This is a genomic window from Microcoleus sp. D3_18_C2, from assembly GCF_036702395.1.
GTDB lineage: Bacteria > Cyanobacteriota > Cyanobacteriia > Cyanobacteriales > Microcoleaceae > Microcoleus.
This window is the reverse complement of the sequence record NZ_JAUBTG010000014.1, coordinates 76,743-102,284: the sequence shown is the minus strand read 5'-3', so window position 1 is coordinate 102,284 and position 25,542 is coordinate 76,743. Positions and strand designations below refer to the sequence as shown.

Annotated in this window: 32 protein-coding genes and 1 pseudogene; 9 read left to right on the top strand and 24 right to left on the bottom strand. The window is 47.0% G+C overall.

Annotation, left to right across the window (positions count from 1 at the left end; genetic code table 11):
- Positions 1–141: 141 nt before the first annotated feature.
- From rpsE to rplC, 17 genes are all read right to left on the bottom strand, one after another.
- Positions 142–690: a 30S ribosomal protein S5 gene (rpsE, locus tag QUA88_RS11855; RefSeq protein ID WP_190745441.1), complete on the bottom strand. Its 549-nt coding sequence runs from the start codon at positions 688–690 to the stop codon at positions 142–144.
- Between the two features lie 131 nt (positions 691–821).
- Positions 822–1,184: a 50S ribosomal protein L18 gene (gene rplR / locus QUA88_RS11850; RefSeq protein ID WP_333057792.1), complete on the bottom strand. Its 363-nt coding sequence runs from the start codon at positions 1,182–1,184 to the stop codon at positions 822–824.
- Between the two features lie 2 nt (positions 1,185–1,186).
- Positions 1,187–1,735: a 50S ribosomal protein L6 gene (gene rplF / locus QUA88_RS11845; RefSeq protein ID WP_333057791.1), complete on the bottom strand. Its 549-nt coding sequence runs from the start codon at positions 1,733–1,735 to the stop codon at positions 1,187–1,189.
- Positions 1,736–1,858: 123 nt separating this feature from the next.
- Positions 1,859–2,263: a 30S ribosomal protein S8 gene (rpsH, locus tag QUA88_RS11840; protein WP_190657976.1), complete on the bottom strand. Its 405-nt coding sequence runs from the start codon at positions 2,261–2,263 to the stop codon at positions 1,859–1,861.
- A 22-nt stretch (positions 2,264–2,285) separates the two neighbouring features.
- Positions 2,286–2,831, bottom strand: a complete 546-nt coding sequence (gene rplE / locus QUA88_RS11835) for a 50S ribosomal protein L5 (RefSeq protein ID WP_006634989.1) — start codon at positions 2,829–2,831, stop codon at positions 2,286–2,288.
- Positions 2,832–2,998: 167 nt separating this feature from the next.
- Entirely contained in the window at positions 2,999–3,361 is a 363-nt protein-coding gene (gene rplX, locus QUA88_RS11830; RefSeq protein ID WP_265233163.1) for a 50S ribosomal protein L24, read from the bottom strand.
- A 1-nt stretch (position 3,362) separates the two neighbouring features.
- Positions 3,363–3,731: a 50S ribosomal protein L14 gene (gene rplN / locus QUA88_RS11825; protein ID WP_006634991.1), complete on the bottom strand. Its 369-nt coding sequence runs from the start codon at positions 3,729–3,731 to the stop codon at positions 3,363–3,365.
- Between the two features lie 116 nt (positions 3,732–3,847).
- Positions 3,848–4,096, bottom strand: a complete 249-nt coding sequence (gene rpsQ / locus QUA88_RS11820; RefSeq protein ID WP_006634992.1) for a 30S ribosomal protein S17 — start codon at positions 4,094–4,096, stop codon at positions 3,848–3,850.
- 38 nt (positions 4,097–4,134) lie between these two features.
- The gene (gene rpmC / locus QUA88_RS11815) at positions 4,135–4,446 is read right to left on the bottom strand and encodes a 50S ribosomal protein L29 (RefSeq protein ID WP_333101806.1); all 312 of its coding nucleotides are present in this window, start codon (positions 4,444–4,446) and stop codon (positions 4,135–4,137) included.
- Between the two features lie 160 nt (positions 4,447–4,606).
- On the bottom strand, positions 4,607–5,026 hold the full coding sequence (gene rplP / locus QUA88_RS11810) for a 50S ribosomal protein L16 (RefSeq protein ID WP_333057788.1): 420 nt from the start codon (positions 5,024–5,026) through the stop codon (positions 4,607–4,609).
- A gap of 115 nt (positions 5,027–5,141) precedes the next feature.
- Positions 5,142–5,870 carry a 30S ribosomal protein S3 gene (gene rpsC / locus QUA88_RS11805; protein ID WP_006634995.1) on the bottom strand — a complete coding sequence of 243 codons (729 nt, stop codon included), beginning with the start codon at positions 5,868–5,870 and terminating at the stop codon, positions 5,142–5,144.
- A gap of 114 nt (positions 5,871–5,984) precedes the next feature.
- The gene (gene rplV, locus QUA88_RS11800; RefSeq protein ID WP_190657986.1) at positions 5,985–6,344 is read right to left on the bottom strand and encodes a 50S ribosomal protein L22; all 360 of its coding nucleotides are present in this window, start codon (positions 6,342–6,344) and stop codon (positions 5,985–5,987) included.
- A gap of 96 nt (positions 6,345–6,440) precedes the next feature.
- Positions 6,441–6,722, bottom strand: a complete 282-nt coding sequence (gene rpsS, locus QUA88_RS11795) for a 30S ribosomal protein S19 (RefSeq protein WP_041623488.1) — start codon at positions 6,720–6,722, stop codon at positions 6,441–6,443.
- A 113-nt stretch (positions 6,723–6,835) separates the two neighbouring features.
- Positions 6,836–7,699: a 50S ribosomal protein L2 gene (gene rplB / locus QUA88_RS11790; protein ID WP_333057787.1), complete on the bottom strand. Its 864-nt coding sequence runs from the start codon at positions 7,697–7,699 to the stop codon at positions 6,836–6,838.
- A 175-nt stretch (positions 7,700–7,874) separates the two neighbouring features.
- Positions 7,875–8,183 carry a 50S ribosomal protein L23 gene (locus tag QUA88_RS11785; protein ID WP_006634999.1) on the bottom strand — a complete coding sequence of 103 codons (309 nt, stop codon included), beginning with the start codon at positions 8,181–8,183 and terminating at the stop codon, positions 7,875–7,877.
- Complete coding sequence (gene rplD / locus QUA88_RS11780; protein ID WP_190657994.1) at positions 8,176–8,808, bottom strand: 50S ribosomal protein L4; 633 nt, start codon at positions 8,806–8,808, stop codon at positions 8,176–8,178. Before rplD ends, QUA88_RS11785 begins: the two co-directional genes overlap by 8 nt.
- A gap of 189 nt (positions 8,809–8,997) precedes the next feature.
- On the bottom strand, positions 8,998–9,633 hold the full coding sequence (rplC, locus tag QUA88_RS11775) for a 50S ribosomal protein L3 (protein WP_190657996.1): 636 nt from the start codon (positions 9,631–9,633) through the stop codon (positions 8,998–9,000).
- A 430-nt stretch (positions 9,634–10,063) separates the two neighbouring features.
- Here rplC and QUA88_RS11770 point away from each other — a divergent pair, with 430 nt between their 5' ends.
- The 3 genes from QUA88_RS11770 to QUA88_RS11760 all read left to right on the top strand — a co-directional run bounded on the left by QUA88_RS11770 (position 10,064) and on the right by QUA88_RS11760 (position 11,818).
- On the top strand, positions 10,064–10,540 hold the full coding sequence (locus QUA88_RS11770) for an NAD(P)H-quinone oxidoreductase subunit N (protein ID WP_333239162.1): 477 nt from the start codon (positions 10,064–10,066) through the stop codon (positions 10,538–10,540).
- 114 nt (positions 10,541–10,654) lie between these two features.
- A complete protein-coding gene (locus QUA88_RS11765) occupies positions 10,655–11,260 on the top strand; it encodes a VWA domain-containing protein (protein WP_333057785.1) in 606 nt (201 codons plus the stop codon).
- Between the two features lie 72 nt (positions 11,261–11,332).
- Positions 11,333–11,818 (top strand): salt stress protein, Slr1339 family, encoded by a 486-nt coding sequence (locus QUA88_RS11760; RefSeq protein WP_333209328.1) that lies wholly within the window; start codon positions 11,333–11,335, stop codon positions 11,816–11,818.
- Positions 11,819–12,169: 351 nt separating this feature from the next.
- On the opposite strand, the gene QUA88_RS11755 is transcribed toward QUA88_RS11760, so the two are convergent.
- From QUA88_RS11755 to QUA88_RS11745, 3 genes are all read right to left on the bottom strand, one after another.
- Positions 12,170–12,709: a dCMP deaminase family protein gene (locus QUA88_RS11755; protein WP_333160370.1), complete on the bottom strand. Its 540-nt coding sequence runs from the start codon at positions 12,707–12,709 to the stop codon at positions 12,170–12,172.
- Positions 12,706–14,256 (bottom strand): thymidylate synthase, encoded by a 1,551-nt coding sequence (locus tag QUA88_RS11750; RefSeq protein ID WP_333057782.1) that lies wholly within the window; start codon positions 14,254–14,256, stop codon positions 12,706–12,708. The genes QUA88_RS11755 and QUA88_RS11750 overlap by 4 nt, the downstream gene beginning before the upstream one ends.
- A 76-nt stretch (positions 14,257–14,332) precedes the next feature.
- Entirely contained in the window at positions 14,333–14,956 is a 624-nt protein-coding gene (locus QUA88_RS11745; protein WP_333057781.1) for a Uma2 family endonuclease, read from the bottom strand.
- A gap of 144 nt (positions 14,957–15,100) precedes the next feature.
- Here QUA88_RS11745 and QUA88_RS11740 point away from each other — a divergent pair.
- The 4 genes and pseudogenes from QUA88_RS11740 to QUA88_RS11725 all read left to right on the top strand — a co-directional run.
- A pseudogene (locus tag QUA88_RS11740) lies at positions 15,101–15,338 on the top strand (HD domain-containing protein); the annotation flags it as partial.
- 136 nt (positions 15,339–15,474) lie between these two features.
- Positions 15,475–15,816: a hypothetical protein gene (locus tag QUA88_RS11735; protein WP_445243067.1), complete on the top strand. Its 342-nt coding sequence runs from the start codon at positions 15,475–15,477 to the stop codon at positions 15,814–15,816.
- Between the two features lie 50 nt (positions 15,817–15,866).
- A complete protein-coding gene (locus QUA88_RS11730; protein WP_333209331.1) occupies positions 15,867–17,000 on the top strand; it encodes an ABC transporter ATP-binding protein in 1,134 nt (377 codons plus the stop codon).
- Positions 17,001–17,362: 362 nt separating this feature from the next.
- Positions 17,363–17,767, top strand: a complete 405-nt coding sequence (locus QUA88_RS11725) for a hypothetical protein (protein WP_333057779.1) — start codon at positions 17,363–17,365, stop codon at positions 17,765–17,767.
- Positions 17,768–17,830: 63 nt separating this feature from the next.
- On the opposite strand, the gene QUA88_RS11720 is transcribed toward QUA88_RS11725, so the two are convergent.
- From QUA88_RS11720 to rbfA, 3 genes are all read right to left on the bottom strand, one after another.
- The gene (locus QUA88_RS11720) at positions 17,831–18,064 is read right to left on the bottom strand and encodes a DUF4327 family protein (protein WP_333057778.1); all 234 of its coding nucleotides are present in this window, start codon (positions 18,062–18,064) and stop codon (positions 17,831–17,833) included.
- Positions 18,065–18,433: 369 nt separating this feature from the next.
- Positions 18,434–20,086, bottom strand: a complete 1,653-nt coding sequence (locus QUA88_RS11715) for a glycoside hydrolase family 3 N-terminal domain-containing protein (protein ID WP_333057777.1) — start codon at positions 20,084–20,086, stop codon at positions 18,434–18,436.
- A gap of 137 nt (positions 20,087–20,223) precedes the next feature.
- A complete protein-coding gene (gene rbfA / locus QUA88_RS11710) occupies positions 20,224–20,634 on the bottom strand; it encodes a 30S ribosome-binding factor RbfA (protein ID WP_333057776.1) in 411 nt (136 codons plus the stop codon).
- Positions 20,635–20,837: 203 nt separating this feature from the next.
- Here rbfA and QUA88_RS11705 point away from each other — a divergent pair, with 203 nt between their 5' ends.
- Both QUA88_RS11705 and sipA read left to right on the top strand, forming a co-directional pair.
- Positions 20,838–21,041, top strand: coding sequence for a hypothetical protein (locus QUA88_RS11705; protein WP_333271832.1), 204 nt, complete (start codon positions 20,838–20,840; stop codon positions 21,039–21,041).
- A gap of 129 nt (positions 21,042–21,170) precedes the next feature.
- On the top strand, positions 21,171–21,410 hold the full coding sequence (gene sipA / locus QUA88_RS11700; RefSeq protein WP_333058291.1) for a regulatory protein SipA: 240 nt from the start codon (positions 21,171–21,173) through the stop codon (positions 21,408–21,410).
- A 298-nt stretch (positions 21,411–21,708) separates the two neighbouring features.
- On the opposite strand, the gene QUA88_RS11695 is transcribed toward sipA, so the two are convergent.
- Positions 21,709–25,074 (bottom strand): EAL domain-containing protein, encoded by a 3,366-nt coding sequence (locus QUA88_RS11695; RefSeq protein WP_333271828.1) that lies wholly within the window; start codon positions 25,072–25,074, stop codon positions 21,709–21,711.
- Between the last annotated feature and the right edge of the window lie 468 nt (positions 25,075–25,542).

Genomic DNA, 25,542 nt, shown 5'->3' with positions numbered 1-25,542 from the left:
TAGTAATTGGTAATTGGTAATTGGTATTTAGAGAGGGGGTACGCAGTAGTTTTGAGTGCGTGAGTTTTGAGTTGCGGATTTTTTTATTTTCACCGCAAGCACTTAACACTCAAAACTTACAGTTTCCCATTCTCGCGTGCCCTAACCGTAGAGATTTTCTACTGGAATTCCGCGCTCTTGAGCAACTTCGGACAAGGTGCGGAGGGTGGAGAGGGCATTGACTGCGGCTCGGGCGTTGTTTAAGGGATTTCCAGAACCTAGCTGTTTGGCTAAGATGTTGCGGACTCCTGCTAGTTCGAGAACAGTTCGCACTGCTCCCCCTGCAATTACCCCGGTTCCTGGAGCGGCCGGCCGCATCATCACTTTAGCTCCGCCACCGTCACCGTTGATGGGGTGAGGGATGGAGTTAGATTTGGTGAGGGGGACTTCAATTAGGTGCTTTTTGCCGTCAGCGACGCCTTTTTTAACGGCACCGATTACGTCGCTAGCTTTGCCGACTCCTACTCCTACTTGACCGCGTTCGTTGCCGATAATGACTATGGCGCGGAAGCTGAGTTTTTTACCACCTTTGACTACTTTGGTAACGCGCCGAATCTGAACAACCCGTTCTTGCCATTCGGATTCTTTTTCGCGCCCTTTGTTGTTGCTGCTGCTTTTTTTCTTGTTGCGCTGTTCTTTTTGTTCTGCCATAGTTTTGTTCTTTGGGAATTGGGGATTAGTAACTGGTAGTTGGAAATGAGAAATTAACAATTAGGAATTAAGAATTTTGTTGTATATTCTTTTTTCCTTCTTCCTTCTTCCTTCTTCCTTCTTCCTTCTTCCTAAAAGTCTAACCCCGCTTCGCGAGCTGCTTCTGCGAGGGCTTTGACACGACCGTGATAGAGGTTGCCCCCGCGATCGAATACGACTTTGACTATGCCAGCGCTGGAACAGCGTTTGGCAATCAACTGACCGACTTGCACGCTCGCGGAACAGTTGCCGCCAGAACTGAGAGTTGACTTCAATTCGGGATCGAGGGTTGACGCGGAGGCCAAAGTGTGCTGGGCGGTGTCGTCGATGACTTGAGCGTAGATGTGCTGATCTGAGCGAAATACCGCTAGTCTGGGACGTTCGGCGGTGCCGAACACCTTGCGCCGAACACGGCGGTGTCTGCGCTGGACTGATTCTTTGCGAGTAAGCTTCATTGTTACTTCTTACCTGTTTTGCCTGTTTTACCAGCTTTGCGCCGGACAACTTCGCCGCTGTAGCGAATGCCTTTGCCCTTGTAGACTTCGGGCGGACGCACCGCGCGGATGCGGGCTGCTGTATTGCCTACGAGTTCTTTGTCAATGCCGGAGACAATGACGTTGGTGTTGCCTTCAACTGCCATTGTGATGCCTTCTGGAGGGGGCATTTCAACGGGTTTGCTGTAACCGACGTTTAAAATCAGGTTCCGTCCTTGAACCTGTGCCCGATAACCTGTGCCGATAATTTCGAGACGCCGCTGAAAACCTTCTGATACACCTTCGACCATGTTGGCGACGAGGGTGCGGCACAAGCCGTGCAGTTGTCTGGCGACGCGAGATTCGTCTCGGCGGGTAACGAGTAAAGTCTCGCCTTCAATTCCCATGAGGATTTCGGCTGGGATAACTCGGGAAAGTTCACCTTTAGGGCCTTTGACGGCTACTTTTTGACCGTCTAGGGTGACGGTGACTTTCGTGGGGATGCTAATCGGACGCTTGCCAATTCGCGACATAGTTTTTTGGTCCTTTGTTTTTAGTTATTAGTCCTTGATTATTAGTGCTTAGTTATTAGTCCTTAGTGATTGATTTTTGAGTCTGTTGCCAACGACCAGTGACTAATGACTAATGACTAATGACTACCAAACATAACAAAGCACTTCACCGCCCAAACCTTGGCGTCGAGCTTCTCTATCCGTCATAATGCCGCTGGAGGTGGAAATAATGGCAATGCCAATTCCGCCTAATACTCTGGGCAATTCTTTACGGTTCGAGTAAACGCGCAGTCCTGGTTTGCTGACTCGCTTAAGTGCCGTGATAATGGGCTTGCGAGTTTTACCTTTGTACTTTAGAGAAAGCACTAAATGTCGCTTGACCCCTTCTGCTTCTGCTTCTTCAAATTCGCCGATGAAGCCTTCACTTTTGAGGACTTGGGCGATGCTGCGGGTCATTTTTGTAGCTGGAATTTGCGTTGTTTGGTGGCGCGCCATGCAAGAATTGCGAATGCGCGTCAACATATCTGCTATGGTATCGTTAGCTGCCATCTTTTGCTTCTTACTCTAGTGCTTAGTTGTCCCGGAACGGCATTCCCATTTCTTTAAGCAAGGCGCGTCCTTCTTCGTCGGTGTTTGCTGTGGTGATAATTGAAATGTCCATGCCTCGAATTTGATCGATGCGGTCATATTCTATTTCTGGAAAAATTAGCTGTTCTCTCAGACCCAAGCTGTAGTTGCCGCGCCCGTCGAAGCTTTTGGGGCTGATGCCGCGGAAGTCGCGGATGCGGGGAAGTGCGAGGTTGATCAGCCGATCGAGAAAATCGTACATCCGATCGCCGCGCAGCGTCACCATAACGCCGACGGGTACTCCTTTGCGGATTTTGAAGCCTGCGATCGCTTTTTTGGCCCGCGTCACCACTGGTTTTTGCCCGGTGATGATCCCAATCTCGTTGATCGACGAATCGAGTGCCTTAGCGTTTTGAGATGCTTCTCCCAAACCGCGGTTCACTGTAACTTTGACGAGTTTGGGAACCTGATGGATATTAGTATATTTAAACTGATCCATCAGTGTGGGAACGATTTTTCCTTGATAAAGAACCTTGAGTTTGTCCGGCATAGTTTTTGTGTTTCGTTAACTGTCCCTGGGCTTGGTCAGGGAATTATTAGTTGTCAGTTGACTGTTGTCAGTTGTCCGTTGTCAGTTGTCAGTTGTCAGGAAAGCATTTGTCTAATGACTAATGACTAATGACTAATGACTAATGACTAATGACTAATGACTAATGACTAATTATCGAGGATTTCTCCGGTTTTTTTGAGTTGTCGCAGTTTCCGGCCATCTTCGCTAAATGTATAGCAAACGCGGCTCGCTATTTTCTCTTTTTCGGAATAGTGCATGACATTTGAGCTGTGAATGGGAGCCTCAAACGTGACTATTTTGCCTGATTCTCCCTCTTGCTGGGGCTTGACGTGCTTTGTTCTGATGTTTACACCTTTAACAATTACTTTGCTGACTTTAGGATATGTCTTTAAGATTTCTCCGACTTTTCCTTTCTCTTTGCCAGTAATTATTTGCACGGTGTCGCCTGCTTTGACGTGCATTCTGTAGCGCTGCGGTTCGCTAGTTGGTTTACCCTTTTTTCCGTACATTTTAAAGTACCTCCGGGGCTAAGGAAACGATTTTAGTAAAGTTTTTGTCGCGCAGTTCGCGGGCTACCGGGCCGAAGACGCGAGTGCCTTTGGGGTTGCCGTCTACGTTGATAATAACGGCGGCGTTATCGTCAAAACGAATGCTCATGCCACTGTCGCGGCGCAGGCCTTTGCGGGTTCTGACAATGACAGCCCGGACGACATCTGATTTTTTGACGGCCATATTGGGGATGGCGTCTTTGACGACGGCAATGATGACATCGCCGACTCCGCCGTAGCGACGGTTGCCGCCTCCCAATACGCGGATGCACATCAGTTTGCGGGCTCCGCTATTGTCGGCGACATTGAGGTATGTCTGGGGTTGAATCATGGTGATTGTTGACTGTTAACTGTTGACTGTTAACTGTTGACTGTTAACTGTTGACTGTTGACGGCTAATTGATTAATCAAGTACCGATCGGGCGGGCGCGAGATCGCAATTAACTGTTAGCCGTTTTTTGTCCCGAAAATCTCAGCAACCGTCCAACGTTTGGTTTTGCTCAGTGGTCGAGTTTCAGTGATGCGGACACGATCGCCCGATTTGCACTGATTTTCTTCGTCATGAGCTTTGTAGCGCTTGGTGCGGACTACGATTTTGCCGTATTTGGTGTGGGAGGAGCGGTTTTCGATTGCTACCACGACGGTTTTATCCATCTTGTCGCTGACTACTACGCCAACTCGTTCTTTAATTGCCATAGCTACCTATTTTTGTTGTGCAATTGACTTGTTTTTAGCTACTGTGCGATCGTCGGCTCGGCTGCTTCTGACTCTTGGCTGACTGCTGCGGTTGCAGCAGGCTGTGCTACCTGTTTAGCTGCGGCTGATTTTGCTGCTGCTTCTTTCTCAGCAACGATTTGGCGCTCGCGTTCAACTGTCATCAATTGAGCTAGCCGGTGTTTGGCGTGCTTGAACAGGTGAGGCTTTTCCATGCGGCCGGTAGCTTGCTGGAGCCGCAATTCCATTAGTTGGCGCTTGACGGCTAAAATTTGCTCTGCTACTGCAGCATCGCTTAATTCTCTAGCTTCTTTAATCTTGGTCAAAGACATAATTGTGTGCTTTATCGTTAGCGAGCGGTATGACAGAAGACAGAATTGTCTCGCTTGGCTGAAGGTCGAAGGAAAGAAAAGTTATGAAAGCCAGATTTTAAAATGCTGTAGCCGTTTAAAATGCTGATTAATACAGACCTAATTCTACCTTCGCTCTTCGCTATGACTGGTCTTCTTCGCGAGTGATGAACTTGGTTTTAATTGGTAATTTGAAAGATGCCAAACGCATTGCTTCGCGGGCAGTTTCTTCACTTACGCCGCCAATTTCAAACATTACCCGGCCCGGTTTGACCACGGCAACCCAAAACTCTGGTGAGCCTTTACCAGAACCCATCCGGGTTTCTGCTGCGCGCTGGGTGACTGGTTTGTCGGGAAAAATGCGAATCCAGATTTTGCCGCCCCGGCGGATATAACGGGTCATGGCGCGCCGTCCGGCTTCTATTTGGCGGGAAGTGATCCAGGCGGGTTCGACGGCTTGGAGCGCGAAGTCGCCAAAGCTAACTGTGTTGCCGCGGGTGGCAACACCGCTCATTCGCCCGCGCTGTTGTTTGCGGAATTTGGTTCTTTTAGGGCTTAACATGGCGAAAGGGAGTTGGGTAATTGGTAATTGGTAATTGGTAATTGGTGATTGCTAATTGCTAATTGGTTTGGAACAACTGACAATTAACAAGTGACAACTAACAGTTAACAATTAGCTAGCCTTCGTTCGATCGATCTTCAAAGTTCTGGCGACGGCGCTTTTGTTTGGTGCGGGGCACTGCTGCATTTGGTGCAGCCTCTTGTTCCTGTCCGGGAATAATTTCGCCTTTGAAAACCCAAACTTTAATGCCCAGAATACCGTAGATGGTTTGAGCAGTGCAGTAGGAGTAGTCGATGTCTGCCCGCAGCGTGTGCAAGGGGACTCTTCCTTCGCGCGTCCATTCGGTACGGGCGATTTCTGCGCCGTTGAGGCGTCCGCTGACTTGAATTTTGATGCCTTGGATGCCGACTTTTTGGGCGCGGGTGATTGCTTGGCGGACTACTCGGCGGAAGGATACGCGCCGTTCTAGTTGCTGAGCGATGTATTCCGCGATCAGTGTGGCATCGGCGTCTACTCGCTGAACTTCGACGACGTTGATGCGGATTTGGCGGTTGCTACCGAGTTGCTGCTGCAAACCGACGCGCAAGGTTTCGATGCCTGCTCCGCCGCGGCCTACGACAACGCCTGGTCTGGCGGTGAAGACTTCTAGGTCGATTTGATCGGCTTTCCGCTCAATTTTGACCGAGGAAATCCCAGCATTGCTGAGGGTTTTACGAACGTACTTGCGAATTTTATAGTCTTCTTGCAAGAGTTCTGGATAGTTTTTGGGATCGGCAAACCAGCGAGAGCGGTGCTCTTGGGTAATGCCGAGGCGAAAACCAATTGGATGTATTTTTTGGCCCATAATAGTTGATGAGTTAATTGGTAATTGGTAATTGGTAATTGGTAATTGGTAATTGATGATTACCCATTTTTTTCAACTTTAAGCTGTTTATTACCTCTTACGTTTTTCCCTGGTTTAGTTTTCTACGAGCGGAGCTACTACTACGGTAATGTGACAGGTTGGCTTCCGAATTTGGTAGGCGCGACCTTGAGCGCGGGGTCTAAAGCGTTTGAGGACTGGGCCTTGGTCTGCGTAAGCTTGAGACACTACTAGCTTGGATTTATCCAATCCTGCGTTGTGTTCGGCGTTGGCTACTGCCGATCGCAAAACTTTGACGATTGGTTCGCAGGCGCGGTAGGGCATGAATTCGAGTAAAATCAGCGCTTCTTGATAGCTTTTGCCACGAATTTGGTCGAGGACTCGGCGCACTTTGAAGGGGGATGTTCTGATGTAACGGGCGATCGCCTTAATTTCGGATGTGGTATCTATAGCCATTTCGATTTCGGTAATTGGTAATTGGTAATTGGGCAAAAGGTAATTGGTAATTGGTAATTTTTTTTCCGACTACCTATTACCTGTCACCTAATTCGGCTATCTTTTCGCCTTTTTATCACCACTTTTCGCGTGACCTCTAAAGGTGCGAGTGGGGGAAAATTCTCCGAGTTTGTGACCTACCATTTGGTCGGTGAGGTAGACTGGTACGTGCTGTCTGCCGTTGTGAACGGCGATCGTGTGACCTACCATTTGGGGCAGGATTGTGGAAGAGCGCGACCAAGTTTTAATTACTTGTTTTTGGCCGGCGGCGTTGAGTTTTTCGATTTTTGTCATCAGATGATCTGCGACAAAAGGCCCTTTTTTTAGCGATCGAGACATGATTTTTTTAGTAATTCAGGAGTCATTAGTCAGCTTTCAGCAGTCATTGGTCATCAGTCCTCAGTCATTAGTTAGCAGTTAATAACTAAGCACTGAAGACTGCTGACTGATGACTAGCTTTGTCTGCCGCCCTTGCCGCGTTTGGAAGCTTTGCGGCGGCGCCGGACTATTAAAGCGTCGCTGCGCTTGTTTTTGCGTCGAGTTTTTGCACCCAATGCTGGTTTACCCCAAGGAGTGACAGGCCCCGGACGTCCGATGGGAGCTCTGCCTTCGCCACCGCCGTGCGGGTGGTCTACCGGGTTCATGACGCTACCGCGAACGGTGGGTCTGCGACCTTTCCAGCGGGTGCGGCCGGCTTTGCCGAGGCTGATGTTTCTGGCGTCTGTGTTGCCGACTTGACCGATGGTGGCGTAGCAGTCGGCGCGGACTTTGCGCTGTTCGCCGGATGGCAGTTTGAGGGTGACGTAGCTACCTTCTTTTGCCATTAGCTGAGCGCTGGAGCCAGCGGAGCGAACAATTTGTCCGCCTTTTCCGGGTACTAGCTCGACGTTGTGGATGCTGGTACCGAGGGGAATGTTCTTCAGGGGGAGGGCGTTGCCGATTTCGATCGGCGCGTCTGGGCCTGAGACAATTACTGTACCGACGTTTAAGTTGAGCGGGTGCAAGATGTACCGTTTTTCGCCGTCTTTGTAGAACAGGAGGGCGATGCGGGCGTTGCGATTGGGGTCATATTCGATCGCCTTGACAGTAGCGGGAATGCTGTGTTTGTCGCGGCGGAAGTCGATGTCTCTATACAGCCGTTTGTGACCGCCTCCCCGGTGGCGACAGGTGATGACGCCTCGGTTGTTGCGGCCTTGTTTGGTGTGCTTATTGCTGGTTAGAGACTTTTCTGGTTCTGATCTGGTAATTTCAGCGAAGTCCGAGACGGTTTGTTCTCGGGTGCTGGAGGTATAAGGTCGGTAAGAACGGATGCCCATAATCGATCTATTTTAGATTTTGGATTTTGGATTTTGGATTTGACGTTTATCGATTTTAGATTTTAGGTTGAAGATTGGCGATATTTGGTTAACTTACGAGTTTTCTGGTTCGATAATTTCCACCAGTTAACCGCAATTTAAAATCTAAAATCTAAAATCTAAAATCCAAAATCGTCTAGACTTCTGGGAATAGGAGTTTGCGGATCGAGTCTCCGTCGGTCAGAGTTACGGTTGCTCGCTTGTAACAAGGTTTAAAGCCGACGAATTTGCCAACTCGACGCTTTTTGCGCGGCGGGTTTTGGGTGTTGACGCCGATGACTTTGACCTTAAATAGTTCTTCGATTGCAGCTTTGATTTGAGGCTTCGTCGCTTTGGGAGCTACGTCGAATGTGAATTGATTTAATTCCATCATTCGGGTAGCTTTCTCGGTGAGAATCGGACGCTGGATCAAATCTGCGTAGTCGCGGGGGTCGATTTTACTCACCGTAAATCTCCTGAATTTTAGCTATGGCTGTAGATGTGACGATAATTTTGTCAGCCGCGAGAACGTCGTAAACATTCAGGGAGGTTGCCAAGATGACGTTTACTAATTCGATGTTGCGTCCGGATAAGTAGACGTTTGGTTGCGGTTCTGGCAAGATTAACAGAACTTTTGTATCGGGTTCGATGCCCCAGCGGGCGATCGCACTCAGCAATTCTTTGCTTTTCGGTCTCGGAAATTGCTCTGCAAATTCTTCAACCACAATGATGTCTTCGGTGCGACTTTGGAATGCTGTCCGCAAAGCGAGACGGCGTTCCTTTTTGTTCATTTTGACTTCAAAGTCTCTCGGTTTTGGCCCGAAGATGACACCGCCGCCCCGCCACAGCGGAGAACGGATTGAACCTGCTCTGGCTCGGCCGGTGCCTTTTTGACGCCAGGGTTTGCGGCCACCGCCTCTGACTTCCGATCGAGTTTTGGTGCAAGCATTTCCTTGACGAGCGTTATTCAGTTGCCGCGTCAATGCTCTGTGAACGATGTGAGACGCATTTTCTTCTTTGGCTACGCGCAGTTCTAAAGTTGTTTCTCCAACTTCTTCGCCTTGCCAATTTCGCACTACACAATTAACCATATCTTTTGTCCTTTGTCTGTTGTTAGTTGTCTGTTGTTAGTTGTCTGTTGTCTGTTGTCTGTCGTCTGTTGTCTGTTTTCAGGTCTTAGTTTTGGGTTTTAGTTTTCAGCTTTTAGTTCTTAGTTATTGCTTGCTACTAACGACCAACCACTATCTACTGACTGCTGACTACTGACTAATGACTACTGACTAACGTCCTACTTTTTTCTCAGGCACAACATTGACTAAGGCGCCAGCTTTGCCGGGAACTGCTCCCTTAATTAGCAGCAAATTCTGCTCTGTATCCACCCGGACAATTGTTAGTTTGCGGACGGTGACTTGAACGTTGCCCATACGTCCTGCCATTCTTTTCCCAGGATAAACGCGACCAGGAGTAGTTCCAGGTCCGATCGATCCAGGCTCGCGGTGGTTCTTGGAACCGTGAGACATGGGGCCTCGTTTAAAGTTGTGGCGCTTTTGAAAACCTGCAAAACCTTTACCGATGCTTGTACCGATGACATCTACTATTTGTCCCGGTGTAAAGGTATCTGCTTTTAGTTGTTGACCTAATTCAAAGGAACTGGTGTCTTCCAAGCGGTATTCCTGCAAGTGGCGCAATGGATTCGCCCCCGACTTGGCAAGGTGTCCTAGTTCTGGCTTGTTTAGAGCCTTTGGTTTGACTTCGTTGTATCCAACTTGAACGGCACCGTAGCCGTCAGTTTGTTTGGTTTTGATTTGAGTTACTGTACAAGGCCCTGCTTGTATGACGGTGACGGGGATGGCTCTCCCTTGGTCGTCAAACACTTGAGTCATGCCTAGTTTAGTGCCAAGAATGCCTACAGACACGGATTTTCTTCCTTTTATTTACGCAAGAGGTTTCGGATTGCGAAATTTACGTCAATCCGCTTGCTCTTGTGCAGAAACATTTATTTCAGTGTTCCTGCAATTAACTGTTATCAACCAACAGCCTTCCTCGGTGTTTAAAATTTGAGTTTTAAATTTGGGAGCGAGCTTGTGGAAGTCTTGCAAGGGTTGAGATTCGCGGCTTTTTACCTACTATATCTCCGAGTTTTGTCTCGGTCTTGCTTTTTTGTGCCAGGACTTGAGCAGCAAACCACTCAGTATCCTTGACGGCGACAATTCACAATAGTACATGAAGTGTTTGCCGTTTGTCAAGGCCGCGATGAGAATTTTTCGCCTCAACTTTAGGATTTATAATATTTCCAGCTCGCAAGCAGCGATCGACCAAATTTTGATACAGCAGGAAACACAATTTATGGGACTGATTACGACAGGATCTGATCTGATTCGGGATTTGGAAAAGTCGGGGTCGCTGGCCCTGTACGTTCCTTTAGAAGGAGGATTTGAGGGGCGCTACCTCCGCAGGCTGAGGGCTGCGGGCTACGGTGGGTACACGATTACGGCGCGGGGTTTGGGCGATTTGGCGATGTATTTAACGGGGGTTCACGGGGTGCGGCCACCGCATTTGGGCAAGAAAACTACTGGCAATGAAGGGGCTGTGGGTTATACGTACTACGTGCCGCCGATGTTGAAAACTCAATTAGACAATTTGCCACCTAAAGCAAAAGGACTGGTGCTGTGGATTATTGAAGGGCAGATTTTGTCGAGTCAGGAGATTGAGTATTTGACTGTTTTGCCGACGTTAGAACCGCGAGTTAAAATAGCAGTTGAGATGGGGGGCGATCGAGCTTTTAGCTGGAAGCCACTTAAAGATGCTTTAGTTGCAGCTTAAATTCCGGTATTTGCGATCGCAAATCAACTAAAAAACGCAGCGAGCAACTAAAGCTCAACAGCTTCTGCTCGCTGGTTTTGATATTTTTGGAACTTAATTAACAGGAAAAATCTTATGCTTCAGAACCGCGATTATACCATCATTATTGACAAAAGCGGCAGTATGTACACAAAAGACCAGATGGGCGGTAAAAGTCGGTGGGCGCTCATGCAAGAATCGACGATCGCATTGGCGAATAAATGCGAAGAACTCGATCCTGATGGCATAACAGTTTATGTGTTTTCCGGTCGCTTCAAGCGCTACGACAACGTAACATCAGCTAAAGTCGTGCAAATTTTCCAAGAAAACGAACCTTCGGGAACTACGAATTTAGCGGCTGTTCTGCAAGACGCCTTGAACAGTTATTTTCAGCGCAAAGCATCCGGTAAGACTAAGCAAAATGGGGAAACAATATTAGTAGTGACGGACGGCGAACCGGACGATCGCAAAGAAGTGATGAAAACGATTATAGAGGCTTCCCGGAAGCTCGATCGAGATGAAGAGTTGGCGATTTCTTTCATTCAAGTAGGAAATGCGCCGGAAGCTACTAAGTTTCTCAAAATATTGGATGACGAACTGCAAAGCGCCGGGGCTAAATTTGATATCGTTGATACTGTCACGATGGATGATATTGAAGGAATGACCCTGACAGAGGTATTGCTGAATGCAATAACTGATTGAGGAGGCGGGCGAAGTTCACGCGATTATATTTGGGCTAGTTAGCCCAGCAGCATTTTTTAGGGGGTTTAAGTTATGGAATCTATCGAACGCCTGTTAGGTGAACTTAAGGCAGAGTATCAAGCATCTCAAAAAAATGCTGAGTTGAAAACTCAGGCGCCGGTGCAAGCACAAGCGCCGGCAAATCCAACATTTAAAACATCAGATATAAATTTGTATGCTAGTCCTTTGGACAAGGATTTAGCTCAAATTAAGGCTGAGTACGAAGCGCAAAATAAAGCTCAAGAAGTGGCTTCACAGCAACCCCTTAAGGCTGAGCACGAAGCACAAAATCAAGCTCAGGAAGTAGCTTCACTGGAACCGCAGCCAGCAGAAAAAGTCGCGGTGCCGGAGTTGGACGTACAAACGCACAGACAGAAAGTTAGGCAAGCTCAGGTTTGGCTGAAAAAGTTGGATAAGAATTCCGATGAGGGATATTGGTTCGATCAGTTTGCTTTTAAGTATTCTTCGAGGATAGATGCGGCGATCGACTATTTGCAAGTGGTGAATGAGTTTGATTGATTGAACTACACCGTATTCATAATTTGTCAGGCCGTTTTTTGGTTAATTGCCATCTCTATTTGTTGTAAAGACACGGCAGTGCTGTGTCTTTGCAAAGGGTAAAATAAATATCATATCCTGTCTGATCGAGCGATTAAAAGGGCGGGTTTTTGAGATTGTCAATTATTGGCAGATATTTTTGGTGAACCCGCCCCTACCGTATTAGGGACCGGAAATAATATCCTGTGTATCACACGGGATTTAGGATACGGCACTGCCGTATCCCTACAAATTGCCAGCAAATAAATATCATTTATAGGGACACAGCACAGTTATTTCCTGTGGCTGCGACAACCACGGGAAGGATTGATCCTATACTAATTTTTTGGCAACAGATGTAGGATGCAACAAAAACAAAGCCGCCTTTTTTGCTGTATCTTCAGATAGCTGAATTTGTTTTAACTCAACAATACCTTCACTGATAAAAGTATCTCTCAAAGCAGCTTTTTCTCCGCTGTTAAAACTCGTTTCGTAAAACACTTCTCTAATGCCCGCCGCAATGACTAATTTCAAACAATAGATGCAGGGTTCTAAAGTGACGTAAATACTTGCCCCAGCAGTAGATATACCGTGTTTAGCAGCTTTGGCGATCGCATTTGCTTCCGCGTGAACCGCCCTTGATGGCAAAGTTTTGCTGGCGTCGCAACTACTCAAACCAGGATAGCAGAAGCCTTGAGTAGTACAGTGTGCCGAACCAGACGGCGAACCGTTGTAACCCGTTGCTAAAACTTGCCTGTTTTTAGTTATCACTGCGCCTACAGGAAAAGCCAAACAAGTCGATCGAGTAGCAGCCAATTTTGCTAACATTAAGAAGTATTCGTCCCAACTCGGTCTTTCTTCTTCTAGATTCATTTTCTATCCTGAATGTATTGGTTGCTGGTTTTCAGACACTCGGCCGCCTTTTGCAATTCTATTCCCAAATAACCAATATGCTCGCCTTTGATAGCCGGGGAAGCTGCACAAATTTCTCGCACTAACTTGAGAGGGTTTTTTCCAGAATAACAGGTGACAACTTCGCCACTGCCGGGGGTGGTTTGCGTGACAACTATTTGATTGTCGGCTACTTCAACTAAAAAATTGCCTGCTGCATCGAAAAAGTCTCGATCTTCGCAGATTTTAGCATATTGGGTTTGAATTAGTCGATCGGCATTTTCAAAGGTATCGTCATACAAGTGAGCCGATTGACTCAGCGTTACCAACGGGCCCATCGTCAAATTATAATCGGAACGCCTCGCAATTTCATCTCGAATGTGCTGCTGCAAAGCCCGCAAACCCATGGCATTAGCCGGCCAAGCCGCAAACATATCGTTACTGCGGAGAGTTGCGGTTAGCGATATTTCACCGTCTACAACTCGCACCCAAATGTGATTTAAACAAGGGCTGCCGCTGTGCTGGTGGTCTGAGGAACCGTCAGCCCTTCTGTTAACATTTCCGCCTGCATCCCACAGACTAATTACAGCACTTGCCGCGTCAATTTCCTTAATTAGTTTGGTAATAACTTCTTCAATTTGATCTCGTCCAAACCACGACCGCATCCGCTGTGCGTAGGTATATTTAATGCCTTCGTTATACGGGGCATCTTCCAGCATTTGCGGTTTGTACTGTTCGAGGAAATCGCGGTCGATTGGTAAGTAATTCGGTTCGGGAAAATAGAACTCCGCAGGTTCATCTGTAATCACTGCCATTAAGTCGATTAATTCTTGCCACTGTCCGTCGTAACCAGTCGGCCGCAAGGTGCCGGTGGTCTTAATTCGGTGAATGATTTTTACCCATGTTTCGGCGATAGTTTTGCCTTCGATTCTGTGTCCGTATTTCTGGCCGGGGAGTACGGTGGGGACGATTTCGACTAGCGGAAAAGTTACGGGTTCTCCCCAGGGTTCAACAGATTCTTTTTCAGAAAAACACTTGACAAAAGTCACTGTTTCTGCTATGTTTTTTGCTTCTTTCCATTCTATTGAATGACGCAATAGTTCTAAGGCTTCTGCTGCTATTTCAATATCAATGTAGCCAAATATTGAAGATTTAATTAGCCAGCAATCTCTACCTGTATCGCTTTTGCCTGCTTCAAAGCCGTTACGAAAAAAGTCGATTAGGCACGCTGCGGCACCGGAGTTGCGGTCTTCTTTGGTAGCGTTGAGAATTACTAAAAAGCGGACGTGGGGATTGCACAGCAAGTTTCTAATTAAGAAGTTGATGCCGCGAGTAGGAGAGTATAGTTGTCCGATGACAGCAAATTCATTGGGTTGTAATTTTTTGCCGTTAGCGCTGCCCTTGGAAAGGATCGCACTTTTTACTGTCCAGCCGCTGACAATGGCTGTTTGCCCCGTTCCGCAAATTAATTGATTTGGTTTGTATAGGGGTTTGTACTCAAATTTATTGACGAGATTTGTGGCTGTCATGGCTTACCGTTTTTTGCACCGCGTACTACTATATCAATACTGCAGAATCTTTGATAATTTTGTTTGAACAAATTCCTCAAGCCAACAATTCACTCACAGCTACGCTAAAACCTGCAAGCACACTTTGAGTGTTAACAACTTCATCGGCATTAAACAACCGCCAGCGTTGCCCTGCATTGACAAATATTAATCTAGCTTCAGGAAACAGCAACCAAACTTCTAAACATCCCGATTCCAAATATTCCTGAGCTTTGGCAAATAACTCTTCGCCACTATCTTCGGGAGAAGCAACTTCCGCTATCAAAGGAAAACTTTGGGAAAAGGCTGTAAAATTGCCTGATTGTGGCAGCAGTTCAGGAGTAATGTAAGCAACATCGGGACGGCGACCCTGTTTGCTAGTGCGGCAAAGGACTTCTGTAACAACTTCTCCTCCCTGTCCGCTGGAATGTTTGTAATTTCTCCAGGATGTAGATAATTTAGCTTGAGCGAGACCGTGCTTGAATGTCATTCCTGTTTTCTCAACTAAGTTGCCGTCAACCCATTCCATTCTATCAGGAGGCTTGACTAAAAACTTTTCGAGAGATATGACTTTTTTAGTCTCAGATTGTGGCGGAATTTCTGCTACATTTTCTAATTTTTGCGGTAGTTCTTGGTCTGAGTTTTGGTCGCCACTGTTTGGTATAATTATAGTAGCTGTCATGCTATAAACATCTCTTTAACGATTATAATTTTACAAGCGATCGCTCTCGATCGCATTCGATGACATGATTGAACTTGGTAGATTTTGTCTTTTCAACTTAGCCCGACAATTTATATATCATAGCAATTCAGAAAGGTGACTTTCATGATTCTCTCAAACCGTTTTTCTGAAGCCCTCACCTATGGGGCCGAATTGCACGCTACCCAAGTTCGCAAAGGTTCCGGCGTTCCCTACATTGCCCATTTGTTGGGCACTGCTAGTATAGCTTTAGAATATGGGGCAAATGAAGATGAGGCGATCGCAGCTTTGCTTCACTCCGGCGATCGAAGATCGAGGCGGCCCCACCACCCGCGAAGCCATCCGCCGCCGCTTTGGGGATACCGTCAATCGATTTTAGATTTTAGATTTTAGATTTTAGATTGAAGAATTGACTTGCGCGAGATAAATACGTTCGGCAAGTTTCATCAGATACAGGTTTTTTATTTCTGGACGGATGAATCACGTGGCGGGTATCCTGGATGCTTTCGGTAACAGCGATTGTAGACGGCTGTACCGACAGTGACGAGACGCCGAAACCCCCTTGGGGACAGCGAAAACAAGCTTATATCGATCGCATTTCTACAGCTTCTGCCTCAGTCAGATTAGTCTCGGCTGCTGATAAACTTTATAATGCTCGATCGATCCTGAAAGATTCCCGTCAATTAGGAGATACTGTTTGGGAACGCTTCAAAGGTGGCAAAGATGGTTCTCTCTGGTATTATCGTTCTTTAGTAGAAGCATTCCGCAAAGCTGAGTTAACGCCTATAGTGGAAGAATTAGACCGCACAGTTTTAGAATTAGAACAGTTTTCTGAAGGCTGAACACTGAAGGTAAAAATCACTAATTATCAATTACCAATTACAGTCACAAAATGGCAAATGTTCGCTTAGAAAATATTACCCGACGCTACCAAAACGTCACCGCGATCGAAAACATCAGCTTCAAAATCCCGGACGGGGAATTTTGGGTATTAGTCGGGCCCTCCGGCTGCGGAAAATCCACAATTATGCGGACAATTGCAGGTTTAGAAACCGCCACTTCCGGTAATCTTTACATCGGAGATAATTTAGTTAACAACATTCCGGCCAGACAGCGGGACGTTGCAATGGTGTTTCAAAATTACGCGCTTTATCCGCACATGACTGTCGCAGAAAACCTGGCATTTGGATTGCGGATGCGGAATGTTGACCCGACTAAAATTCAAGAACGAGTCGAAACAGTCGCCCGATCGCTCTCGATCGACCACCTCCTCAAGCGCAAGCCCAAACAGCTATCAGGCGGACAGCAGCAGCGGGTAGCACTGGGAAGGGCGATCGCCCGCGAACCGAAAGTATTTCTTTTAGATGAACCGCTTTCTAACCTCGACGCTCAACTGCGAGACGACACTAGAGCAGAACTCAAACAACTGCATCAACGGCTGGGAATTACCACAATTTACGTCACCCACGACCAAGTGGAAGCGATGACTTTAGCTGATAAGATTGTAGTCTTAAATGGGGGAAAAATTCAACAAATTGGAGACCCGCAAAGCATTTACGCCAAACCAGCTAACCGCATGGTTGCGACATTTTTAGGCAATCCCGCCATGAACATTTTGCCGGCAATTTATACTAACGACTCCTTTCAAGTAGGAGATCAATCTTTAGCCTGTCCGCCCTCGATTCAGAAAAAATTGCAGGCGAGAGAAGGACAAGGATTTGATTTGGGCATCCGTCCAGAAAATATAGAAATCTTTAGGCCACAAACAGTAGAAGAAGATGATTTGAAAAGCGATGTTTGGGCCTTAGAAAAAGTCCCCCTCGATCTAGAGGTAAAAGTAGTTGAACCTCTGGGGCGAGAAACTTTAATTCGGGCGAGTTTGCCGTTGTTGAGTGCTGAAACTACTGTACAGTTACAAATACCTGCAAGTGTTCGCTTGCGATCGGGCGATCGGCTAAAGGTACAGCTTGACTTCGATCGACTATTTATATTTGACCCTTCCACCGGTGAAGCGCTGTATCCTTAACGGGCTTGAACATGACTTACGCACGGGTAATCAGCCACCGGGGTTTTTTTAGTCGCCGTGCCTAAGTCCTCTTCAATCTAAAATCTAAAATCTAAAATCTAAAATAGACTGAGCCTTCCAGTGGGAAAGTCTCGATTCGTAGTTACAAAAATTTACACTTGACATTTATTAATTTACGCAGTAATGATACGATTAGTATTGGCACAACGGTAAAACCTCCCCCCAAAAGTTGATATTTCCTGAATCGGGGCGATCGCGACCCACAACGCCAGCATCTTCGCGCTAAAAAGCGGCTTTGCGCCCCGACTTGGGAGCAACTAGCGAACCAAAAACTCAGAAAAACGTTCTAGCGGCATTTTTAGATGAATCCCGACAACCTGCCTCAAATGCTGCAAACAGGATTTCACCTAACTTTAGGTGCAACTTCCTTTTTAATTGAGACATTGCAAGATCCCTTGAAGCGAGAAGAAAATCTGGACAAACTGAAGTCAGATTTTGGTCAGCTAGCCGATGATCTGCTGGAAAAAGGAGAAATGACTGAGCGAGAAGCCCGGAATTTTGTAGATACTATTTTCTCTCAACCGGGCGATCGGGAGAATGCAGACAGTGAATCTGTCTCGCCCAAGCAATCAGATGCAGCGAATGATGCTCCTCCCGAGTCGGTTGTACAGTCTAACGTAAAGCTAGAGATTCAAGAATTAACTGCACACATGGCAGCGCTAAGGGCCGAGTTGGAAAATTTGCGCGCCGAAAATTCCCAGTATTAAAGAATCAAGAGTCTTTAACACAGCCGGAGTTTACTTGCCAACTTAATTTAACAGAACCAAACTTTAGTCATTGTCCCATTTTTCAGAACCGATCAGGTCGGCGATGCGATCGCGCAGCAAGAAGTCGCATTTTTCTAATTCGCACTCTACACAAGCCCATTCCCGAGGCGGAATGAATTGGCAAAGCGTGTAGATCGGCTGTTGGCGGCTCAGCACGCCCTCGTGGACAAGGTGACGCGCTTCATCTTGGATCACATCTAAAGAGTATTGGATTTGGGGAATAGTGGAGTGAATCATAATGCGCCCTCAATGTTTTACTAAAAAATTTTATGGCCCTGGTAATAATATAGTCCAAACTTAGGAATATGGAAGTTAAATTTTGTCCGTATACAGCTATACAATTCACTGCCGTCCATTTAAAAAAATTATAGGAACGATCGGTAAGTGATGGGATCAGTCTTGGGATTTTCAGACGCAGCACATTTTCCTCAGTAGCAAGCGGATCTGCTGGAAAGCTCTATTGAGAACTTAGGAACCCGCCTCCAATTCCCGGTTTCTGGATACTTCGCCACCAAAGGCAGAATTTCTCGCGAGAAACCGGGTTGATAAATTTAACTCCTCACGCAGCAAGCAGCAAAGGAAAGATTCAGAATTCCCGCAAGCAACTCAATCATTACCAGTGGCGTCAATGCCGAATAGCACTTCTAGAACGAGAGATTGCGCTGTGGGCATCTGGCCAAAACAAAATACATAAGGAAGACTCGGAGGCAAGTGTGGCAAAAATTGCTCTAAAACGTAGGGACTGCCGTAAATTAACACAGCTTGCAGTTCTCCCGTTTTTAATAATTTCTTAAACCAATCTTGAGCTGCTTGGGTCAAACCAGCACTGCCTCGGAAGCAATTGCCGCGAATGAAAATTTGCAGCAGTGTCGGAGAAAAATGCTCTGCACCTGTATTTTCAGCGATCGCCCCTGTGCGATCGTCAATCAGTTGCAATTCGTAACCAAACTGTTCGGGAAGGGCGATCGCCGGAGTGTGGTTGCCCAAAAACTCGCACCCCAAAACATCATCTACAACAATCAAATTCCGCAAAAGCTGGTTTTCTGCGGGTTTTGCAACCTGCAAAGGTAGATTGCCGCCAAATTTCAAAGAATCTCGCAAAATATCGGCAGCAGTTGCCCTGGCATCAGGAGTTGCCAGCCAACTTAAGTCGATCGACTCGATCGAGTCGATCGATTGTAGATTCTTGCTCCCCCCCTTAGCAAGGGGGGGTTGGGGGGGGTCAGAAATCGGCAAACCCACCTTTATTTTCGCTTTCCAAATTCGCTTGACAGATTCCTGGATTTGTGATATGGGAATCCGCCCTTGAGTGACAGCTTCGCAGACAGCCAGAATCGCCCCTTCCGGGTCAAGCGGCATCAGCAAAACATCAGCACCAGCCTCAGCAGCCAAAACAGCAGCTTCATTAGCGCCGTACTTATTGGCGATCGCACCCATCACCAAAGCATCCGTCACAATCAAACCTTCAAATCCCAACTCTTCTCGCAGCTTCCCGATCAAAATTTTGCGAGAAAGAGTAGCAGGAAACTCGGCATCCCAAGCCGGAATCAGCAAGTGAGCACTCATCACAGCATCGACCCCAGCAGCCATCGCCTCAACAAAAGAAGGCAACTCAACCTCAGTCAATCTCGCTGGCGAATGCGGCAAAACCGGCAATTCCAAGTGAGAATCAACCGCGGTGTCCCCGTGGCCGGGAAAATGCTTAGCTGTAGTCAAAACCGGGTGCGGGCCTGCGCCGCGAATAAAAGCAGCGGCTAATTTCCCGACAATTTCCGGTGTCTCGCCAAAAGCGCGGACGTTAATCACAGGATTGTCGGGATTGTTGTTAACATCAACCACTGGTGCGAGAATCCAATTGAGACCGATCGCCCTAGCTTCGATCGCAGTGACAGCGCCCATTTGTTCAGCATATCGATCGGCTTTACCTGCATCCTGCCGGGCCACTTCAGCAATCGCCATCGGCGGCCCGAACCAAGTCGCCCCCGCGAACCGCTGGCCGACACCTTCTTCAATATCAGCCGCCAGCAACAGCGGAAACTTAGCCCAAGACTGCAATTGGTGCGATCGAACTGCCAACTCCGCAGCACTTCCCCCGACCAAAATCACCCCACCGACGCCCAAATTTTCCAGATAATAGCGGAGTTTGCTGGCAGTTGGTTCCCATTCCCGATAGCGAATTTGGTGGTCGAACAAGCAGCCAGAAGCGCGCACCACGAACATCTGGGCGACCAGTTCGGGCAAGGAAAGATTGTCAATCATTCGATTTTAGATTTTAGATTTTAGATTTTAGATTTTAGATTTGGGAATCGGGAATTGGGAATCGGGAATCGGCAAAACAGGGAATTGAGAATTTTCCCTATCTCCTTCTCTTCCCCTCTTCCTTCTTCCTTCTCGCTTCAATCGGGACTTTCATCCTCAGCGAATTCTTCATCGGGATCTAAAGTATCCGGTTTGCGATCGGCAGAAAGCTGATTCAGCAGTATCAACATTTTATCGCCCCGTTCCAAAGAACGGTCTTCCAGAAAAATCACTTCCGGCGTCCGGCGCAGTTGCAATCGTTGGCCCAACTGGTTGCGGACGTAGCTAGTAGCAGATTTCAAACCTTCCATAGTTTCAGCCTTCGCCTCATCAGTACCGTAGATGCTGACAAAAATTTTTGTATGCTGAAGGTCTCCCGAAACAATTACATCGGTAACGCTAACCATACCGGCACCTACCCGATCGTCCTTGATTCCATTCAGCAACATCAGGCTGACTTCCCGTTTAACCATTGAAGCTACACGCTCAATGCGACGACTTGTAGCCATAGCACCTACTCCTCTACTTTCCTAATCAGCCGTTTTTATCCCGATTGACAATTGTAGCGCGATCGGTCAGGGGTTTTACGGGCGATCGTCCAAGTTAGGGGTGAGATACAGCTTAGAGGAAAAAAAATGTTTGATTGCCTATAGGTGAATATATAGCAGCTAATATAGAGAGGTAGAGTGAGAGACAGCTTAGAGGAAAAAAAATGTTTGATTGGACTGTCAAAACCGTAGCCGATGCTTCAGGGGTAACTAACCAGCTAAAGATAGCTGAATGGGCAAGATTGAACAGGACTAACCCTTTCGATCTGGGAGCCAAAAACTACCAACGATGTATTCATGACTTAGGGTTAGGCGGAAAATATTATGAACTTGAATATAACGAAGATGGAACCCTAAAATATCAATAATTTCGCCGTAATTCCCTTGATTACACTTCATAATTATCCATTCTATTATCATCCCTAATCAATCAATCAAACAGAAACATTTTTTGTTAAAATTACTTTATCGCCGCGTTTTTTTAGGGAATAAAACTCATGGAAAAAGAATTTACAATCGGTCAAAAAGTCCGAGTTGTGGCGATGCCACCTTACGTCAAAACAGCCGAACCGATGCCGATGCTGCGGCCAGCGAATTTAATTGCGATCGGCGCTGAAGGCGTTGTGATCGATCGGCGTCCCGGCAATTATTGGGGCATTCGCTTTGAAAAAGGTGCTTTTCTGTTAGACAGTCAGTACATTGAAGCGGCAGAAACAATTGTAGAAGGTAATGGGTAATGGAGAAGGGGGAATGGGGAAAATTAATCTGATAGAGCAATCCTCGCATCATTTGTGAATTTCTTACGGACTCCCAGGGGGTTCGGGGAGGGTTGGGATGGGGTAAACAAATCACGAGTCCTGCAAGGATTGCTATAAAATCCGTTAGTATCAGAATTATTCATCTCTCTCTTCTCTTCCTCTGCGCCCTCTGCGGTCTCTGCGGTTAAATCATTCCGAGCCCTTTTCCTTGTTCCCTCAACATCCCTCCCTTAAATCCGTTAAATCTCATTGCTTGCTCGTTGCCGAAGTTCCTTCTTCAACAAGCCAGCTTAGCCTCAAAAGCCAAAGAATTAACAGGAAACTCCCCCAAAACTTCCTCTAAAATCGGAGAGGTGAAGTTACAAGGTTGAGGCTTGCCCAAATGATAACCTTGAGCGTAATCTACCCCAAGTTCATTGAGTTTATCCATAATTGTTTGATTTTCAACATATTCGGCAATAGTTTTAATTCCCATGACGTGAGCGATTTTGGTAATAGCTTCCACCATTGCGACATCAATAGGATTATCGACAATATGCTTAATAAAATTGCCGTCTATTTTGAGATAATCAACCGGCAAACTTTTCAGGTAAGCAAAGGAAGACATCCCGCTGCCGAAGTCGTCCAAGGCAAACTGGCAGCCTAGTTCCTTAAGTTGCCAAATCAAGCTGGCTGCCTTGCTGAGATTACCGATCGCCACGGTTTCGGTAATTTCAAAACAAATTATTTGCGGCGGTATTTGATGGATAGAAAACTGTTCCTGAATAAACTCGATAAACTTTTCTTCGTTGAGGCTGTCCCCAGAAAGGTTGATTGAATAAAGGTTGGGATATTGGCCAAATGAGGATTGCAGATCAGACAAAAGAGAGCAAGCAGGGAAGGTAACTATTTTATCGCTGCCTACCCCGGGGTTTTGAACTAATAAATTTGCCGTGAAAATTTTAGATAAATTGCTAAATAACGTGCTAATTACCCAGCGGTCGATCGCGTGCATTAAGTTGTAGCGTTCTGCAGCCGGAATAAACGCCATCGGCGACACCAACTCACCAGTTTCCAACTGGAGGCGCAGGAGGATTTCGCAGTGGGTTCCGGTGGTGGGAGAGTTGAGCAAAGGTACGATCGGCTGAGAGTACAAGCAAAAGCGATTCTCTTCTAAAGCTTGATGAATTTGCACCACCCACTCGGTTTCGCCGTGCTGTTTGATTAATTCTCGATCGCCGGCTTGATAAACCTGTACCCGGTTGCGACCTTTATTTTTAGCAGCGTAGCAGGCCATATCGGCGGCGCTCAAAATCGCAGATGTCGAGGCTGTTTTGGGATTGATTGCTACCAAACCGATACTGACGCCGATCGAAAAAGTTTTGTCCTGCCACGCAAAGCGGAAGCCCTGAATGCTTCGCAGCAGCGTTTCCGCAACATTCAATCCTCGTTCGACGGGACGATTGTACAGGAGTACGGCAAATTCATCGCCGCCGAGACGCGCCAAAATATCGGTTTTGTGGATATTGCTTTTAAATAGCTGGCTGACTTGGCGCAGCAGTTCGTCCCCAGCAGCATGACCGCAGGTGTCGTTAACTATTTTGAAGCGATCGAGATCCAGGTAAAGCATCACGTGTTCTTGGCCGTAACCTTGAGCGCCGTGTAGGGCGTGCTCTAGCTGGTACTCAAATTCCCGGCGGTTGACTAATTGCGTCAGGGGGTCATGAGTTGCCTGCCAGGTGAGTTGCCGCGCTTGAGTTCGCACTTGGGTGACATCTCGGAACACAACAACGGCCCCGACAATTTCGCCGCTGCTAGCGTGGATGGGGGCGACGCAGTGGTCGATCGCAAATTCGGTGTTGTTGTGGGCAATCAGCAAATTGTTGCGCCCTTGGTCAACAATCCGACCTTCGCACAAAGCGATTTCGGCGATATTTTCGATCGGCAGCCTGGTAGTTTCGTCAACTATTCTCAGCACGCTGGCGAGGGGCAAACCTTTAGCTGCCGAGGTAGACCAACCCGTGAGTGTTTCGGCAACTGGATTCAGGGTGGAAATACAGCCGTCGGCGTCAGTAGTGATGACGGCATCGCCGATCGATTGTAGTGTTACCTGAGCGAGTTCTTTTTCTTCAAAAAATGCTTGTTCCATGCGCTTGCGATCGGTAATATCTCGCTGCACGGACACCCAGTTGGTAACGTTCCCGGAGGTATCGGCAATGGGTACGCTGTTGAGTTCCACCCAATAAGTTGAACCGTCTTTGCGGTAGTTAATCAATTCTAGGCGTAGGGGTTCTCGGCGAGAGAAACCCAGGCGAATTTTAGCGACTTGGGTGGGGTCGCTTTCTGGGCCGCGCAAGCAACTGGGGGTTTGTCCGATGATTTCTTGGGGTAGGTAGCCCGTCATTTGGGTAAAAGCTTCGTTGGCATAGATGATGGTGGGGTCGGAGATATCGCTGTCTCCGGCATCCATAATCACGATTGCGTCGTTAGCGTTCACTACAGCAGATTCTAAAAGGTGGAGTCTGGCCTCGGCCCTAACGCGGATAGCAATTTCGCTTTCTAGTCTGGCGTTAGTCAAGCTGAGGGATGCGATCGCTTTTTCCAATTCCCTAGTTCTTTCTGCCACTGAATCGTGCAGAACATCGATCGCCCCGGACATTTCCATGGGGTCAAGTACGCGCAGTATGTTGGTTTGAGTAACTATTCCCAGGAGTTCTCCGCATTCTCCCGTTACTACCAACCTGCGGACTAAACGCTGGTGCATTTCCTGATGAGCTACCCACAGCGAGTCTTCTTGCTTGAGGCTAAATAAGGGGGTACTCATCACTGTTTGGGCGATCGTTTGCGACAAATCTATATCTAAAGCTTGAAATTCCACAATATCCCGTTCTGTGACTATACCTACTGGAATAGGGAACGGTGAATCCCTCGATAATTCTGTTGATTCAGTAATTACTACGCAGCTAACGCGGTGCTGCGCCATCAACTCAGCTAAACTCCTAACTGACGCGGAGCGAGGTGCTTGAATGACTTGTGCGGTCATTACTTCTTTCACGCAGCGCATTTTTAAGATATTTGCCGGTTTGAGCATGGCTTGGCGGATGCTTTCCGGCGTAATTACTCCTAAGAGTTGACCTTCACTATCCAATATTGGCAGATGCTTAATTCTTCGTTGCCCCAGCAGAATTAGGGCGCTGAAAATGTCTTGACTCTCGGATTTTGTCAGAGTTGCTGTCGGCTGCCTCATCACTTGTGCGATGGTGACACCTTTTAAGTTTTTGCCCGAGGCAATCAAATCGACAAGATCCCTTTCTGTGAAGATTCCTTGCAATTGAGAATGTGGAGCACAAGGCGAGGATAATTTTAAGAGTGATTTTTCCACGACAAAGACGCAGATACCTGTGGCGTCTCTGAATGCACTTGATGTGGGCGGATTTACGATTTCTGTTAGTGGCTGATAGATATCGGTTGGTGGAATGACTGCGTTTAGAGAGCAACTTGGGCGCCGTTGGCCCATCAGGGTAATTACTTCTGCTAGTGGGGTATCGGGCGCCACTGTCAAGGGGTAGCGGTCTATTACTTGAGCTAAGGTGGGCAGATACTTGGATGAATCGTTTTTGAGCATATTTAATTGAGTTTTGCGATCGCGTGGAATCTGCGACATTCCAAAAAAGTGCTGATTTCCAAGCACTAGGTGGATTTTTACGGCGCTGGTGAGACCTAATTAAAATTTATTGTTAAAAATGCAGCAGAGCTTGGGCTGGGGATCGGGCCAGTGACTGCTTTTCTTCTACCTATAAAGTTAGAAGCTTATCTTTATTTTAAGTTAAATTTTCTATCCCGTGACACATTTATTAAAAATAATGTATTTGTTGTGAACTTTTTGCGATAAGATTATCGGCTAAAATCATCCATAGCATTGCGAATCATCTCCCTCTTCAGAAAGACGCATCTGTTGGCTGTATTAGCTAACCTAGAAAAGGTTACTACAAAAAGGCACTGTATTAAGTTCGGCAGTGTTAAGTTTTGCAAAATTAAGTTTGGCAAGCTGGTCGAGACCATGTATGCGTTGTTGAGGGCAATCGATATCACAGCCAATGTGTGAATTAGATCGCAAGTTGCGAAAACAACC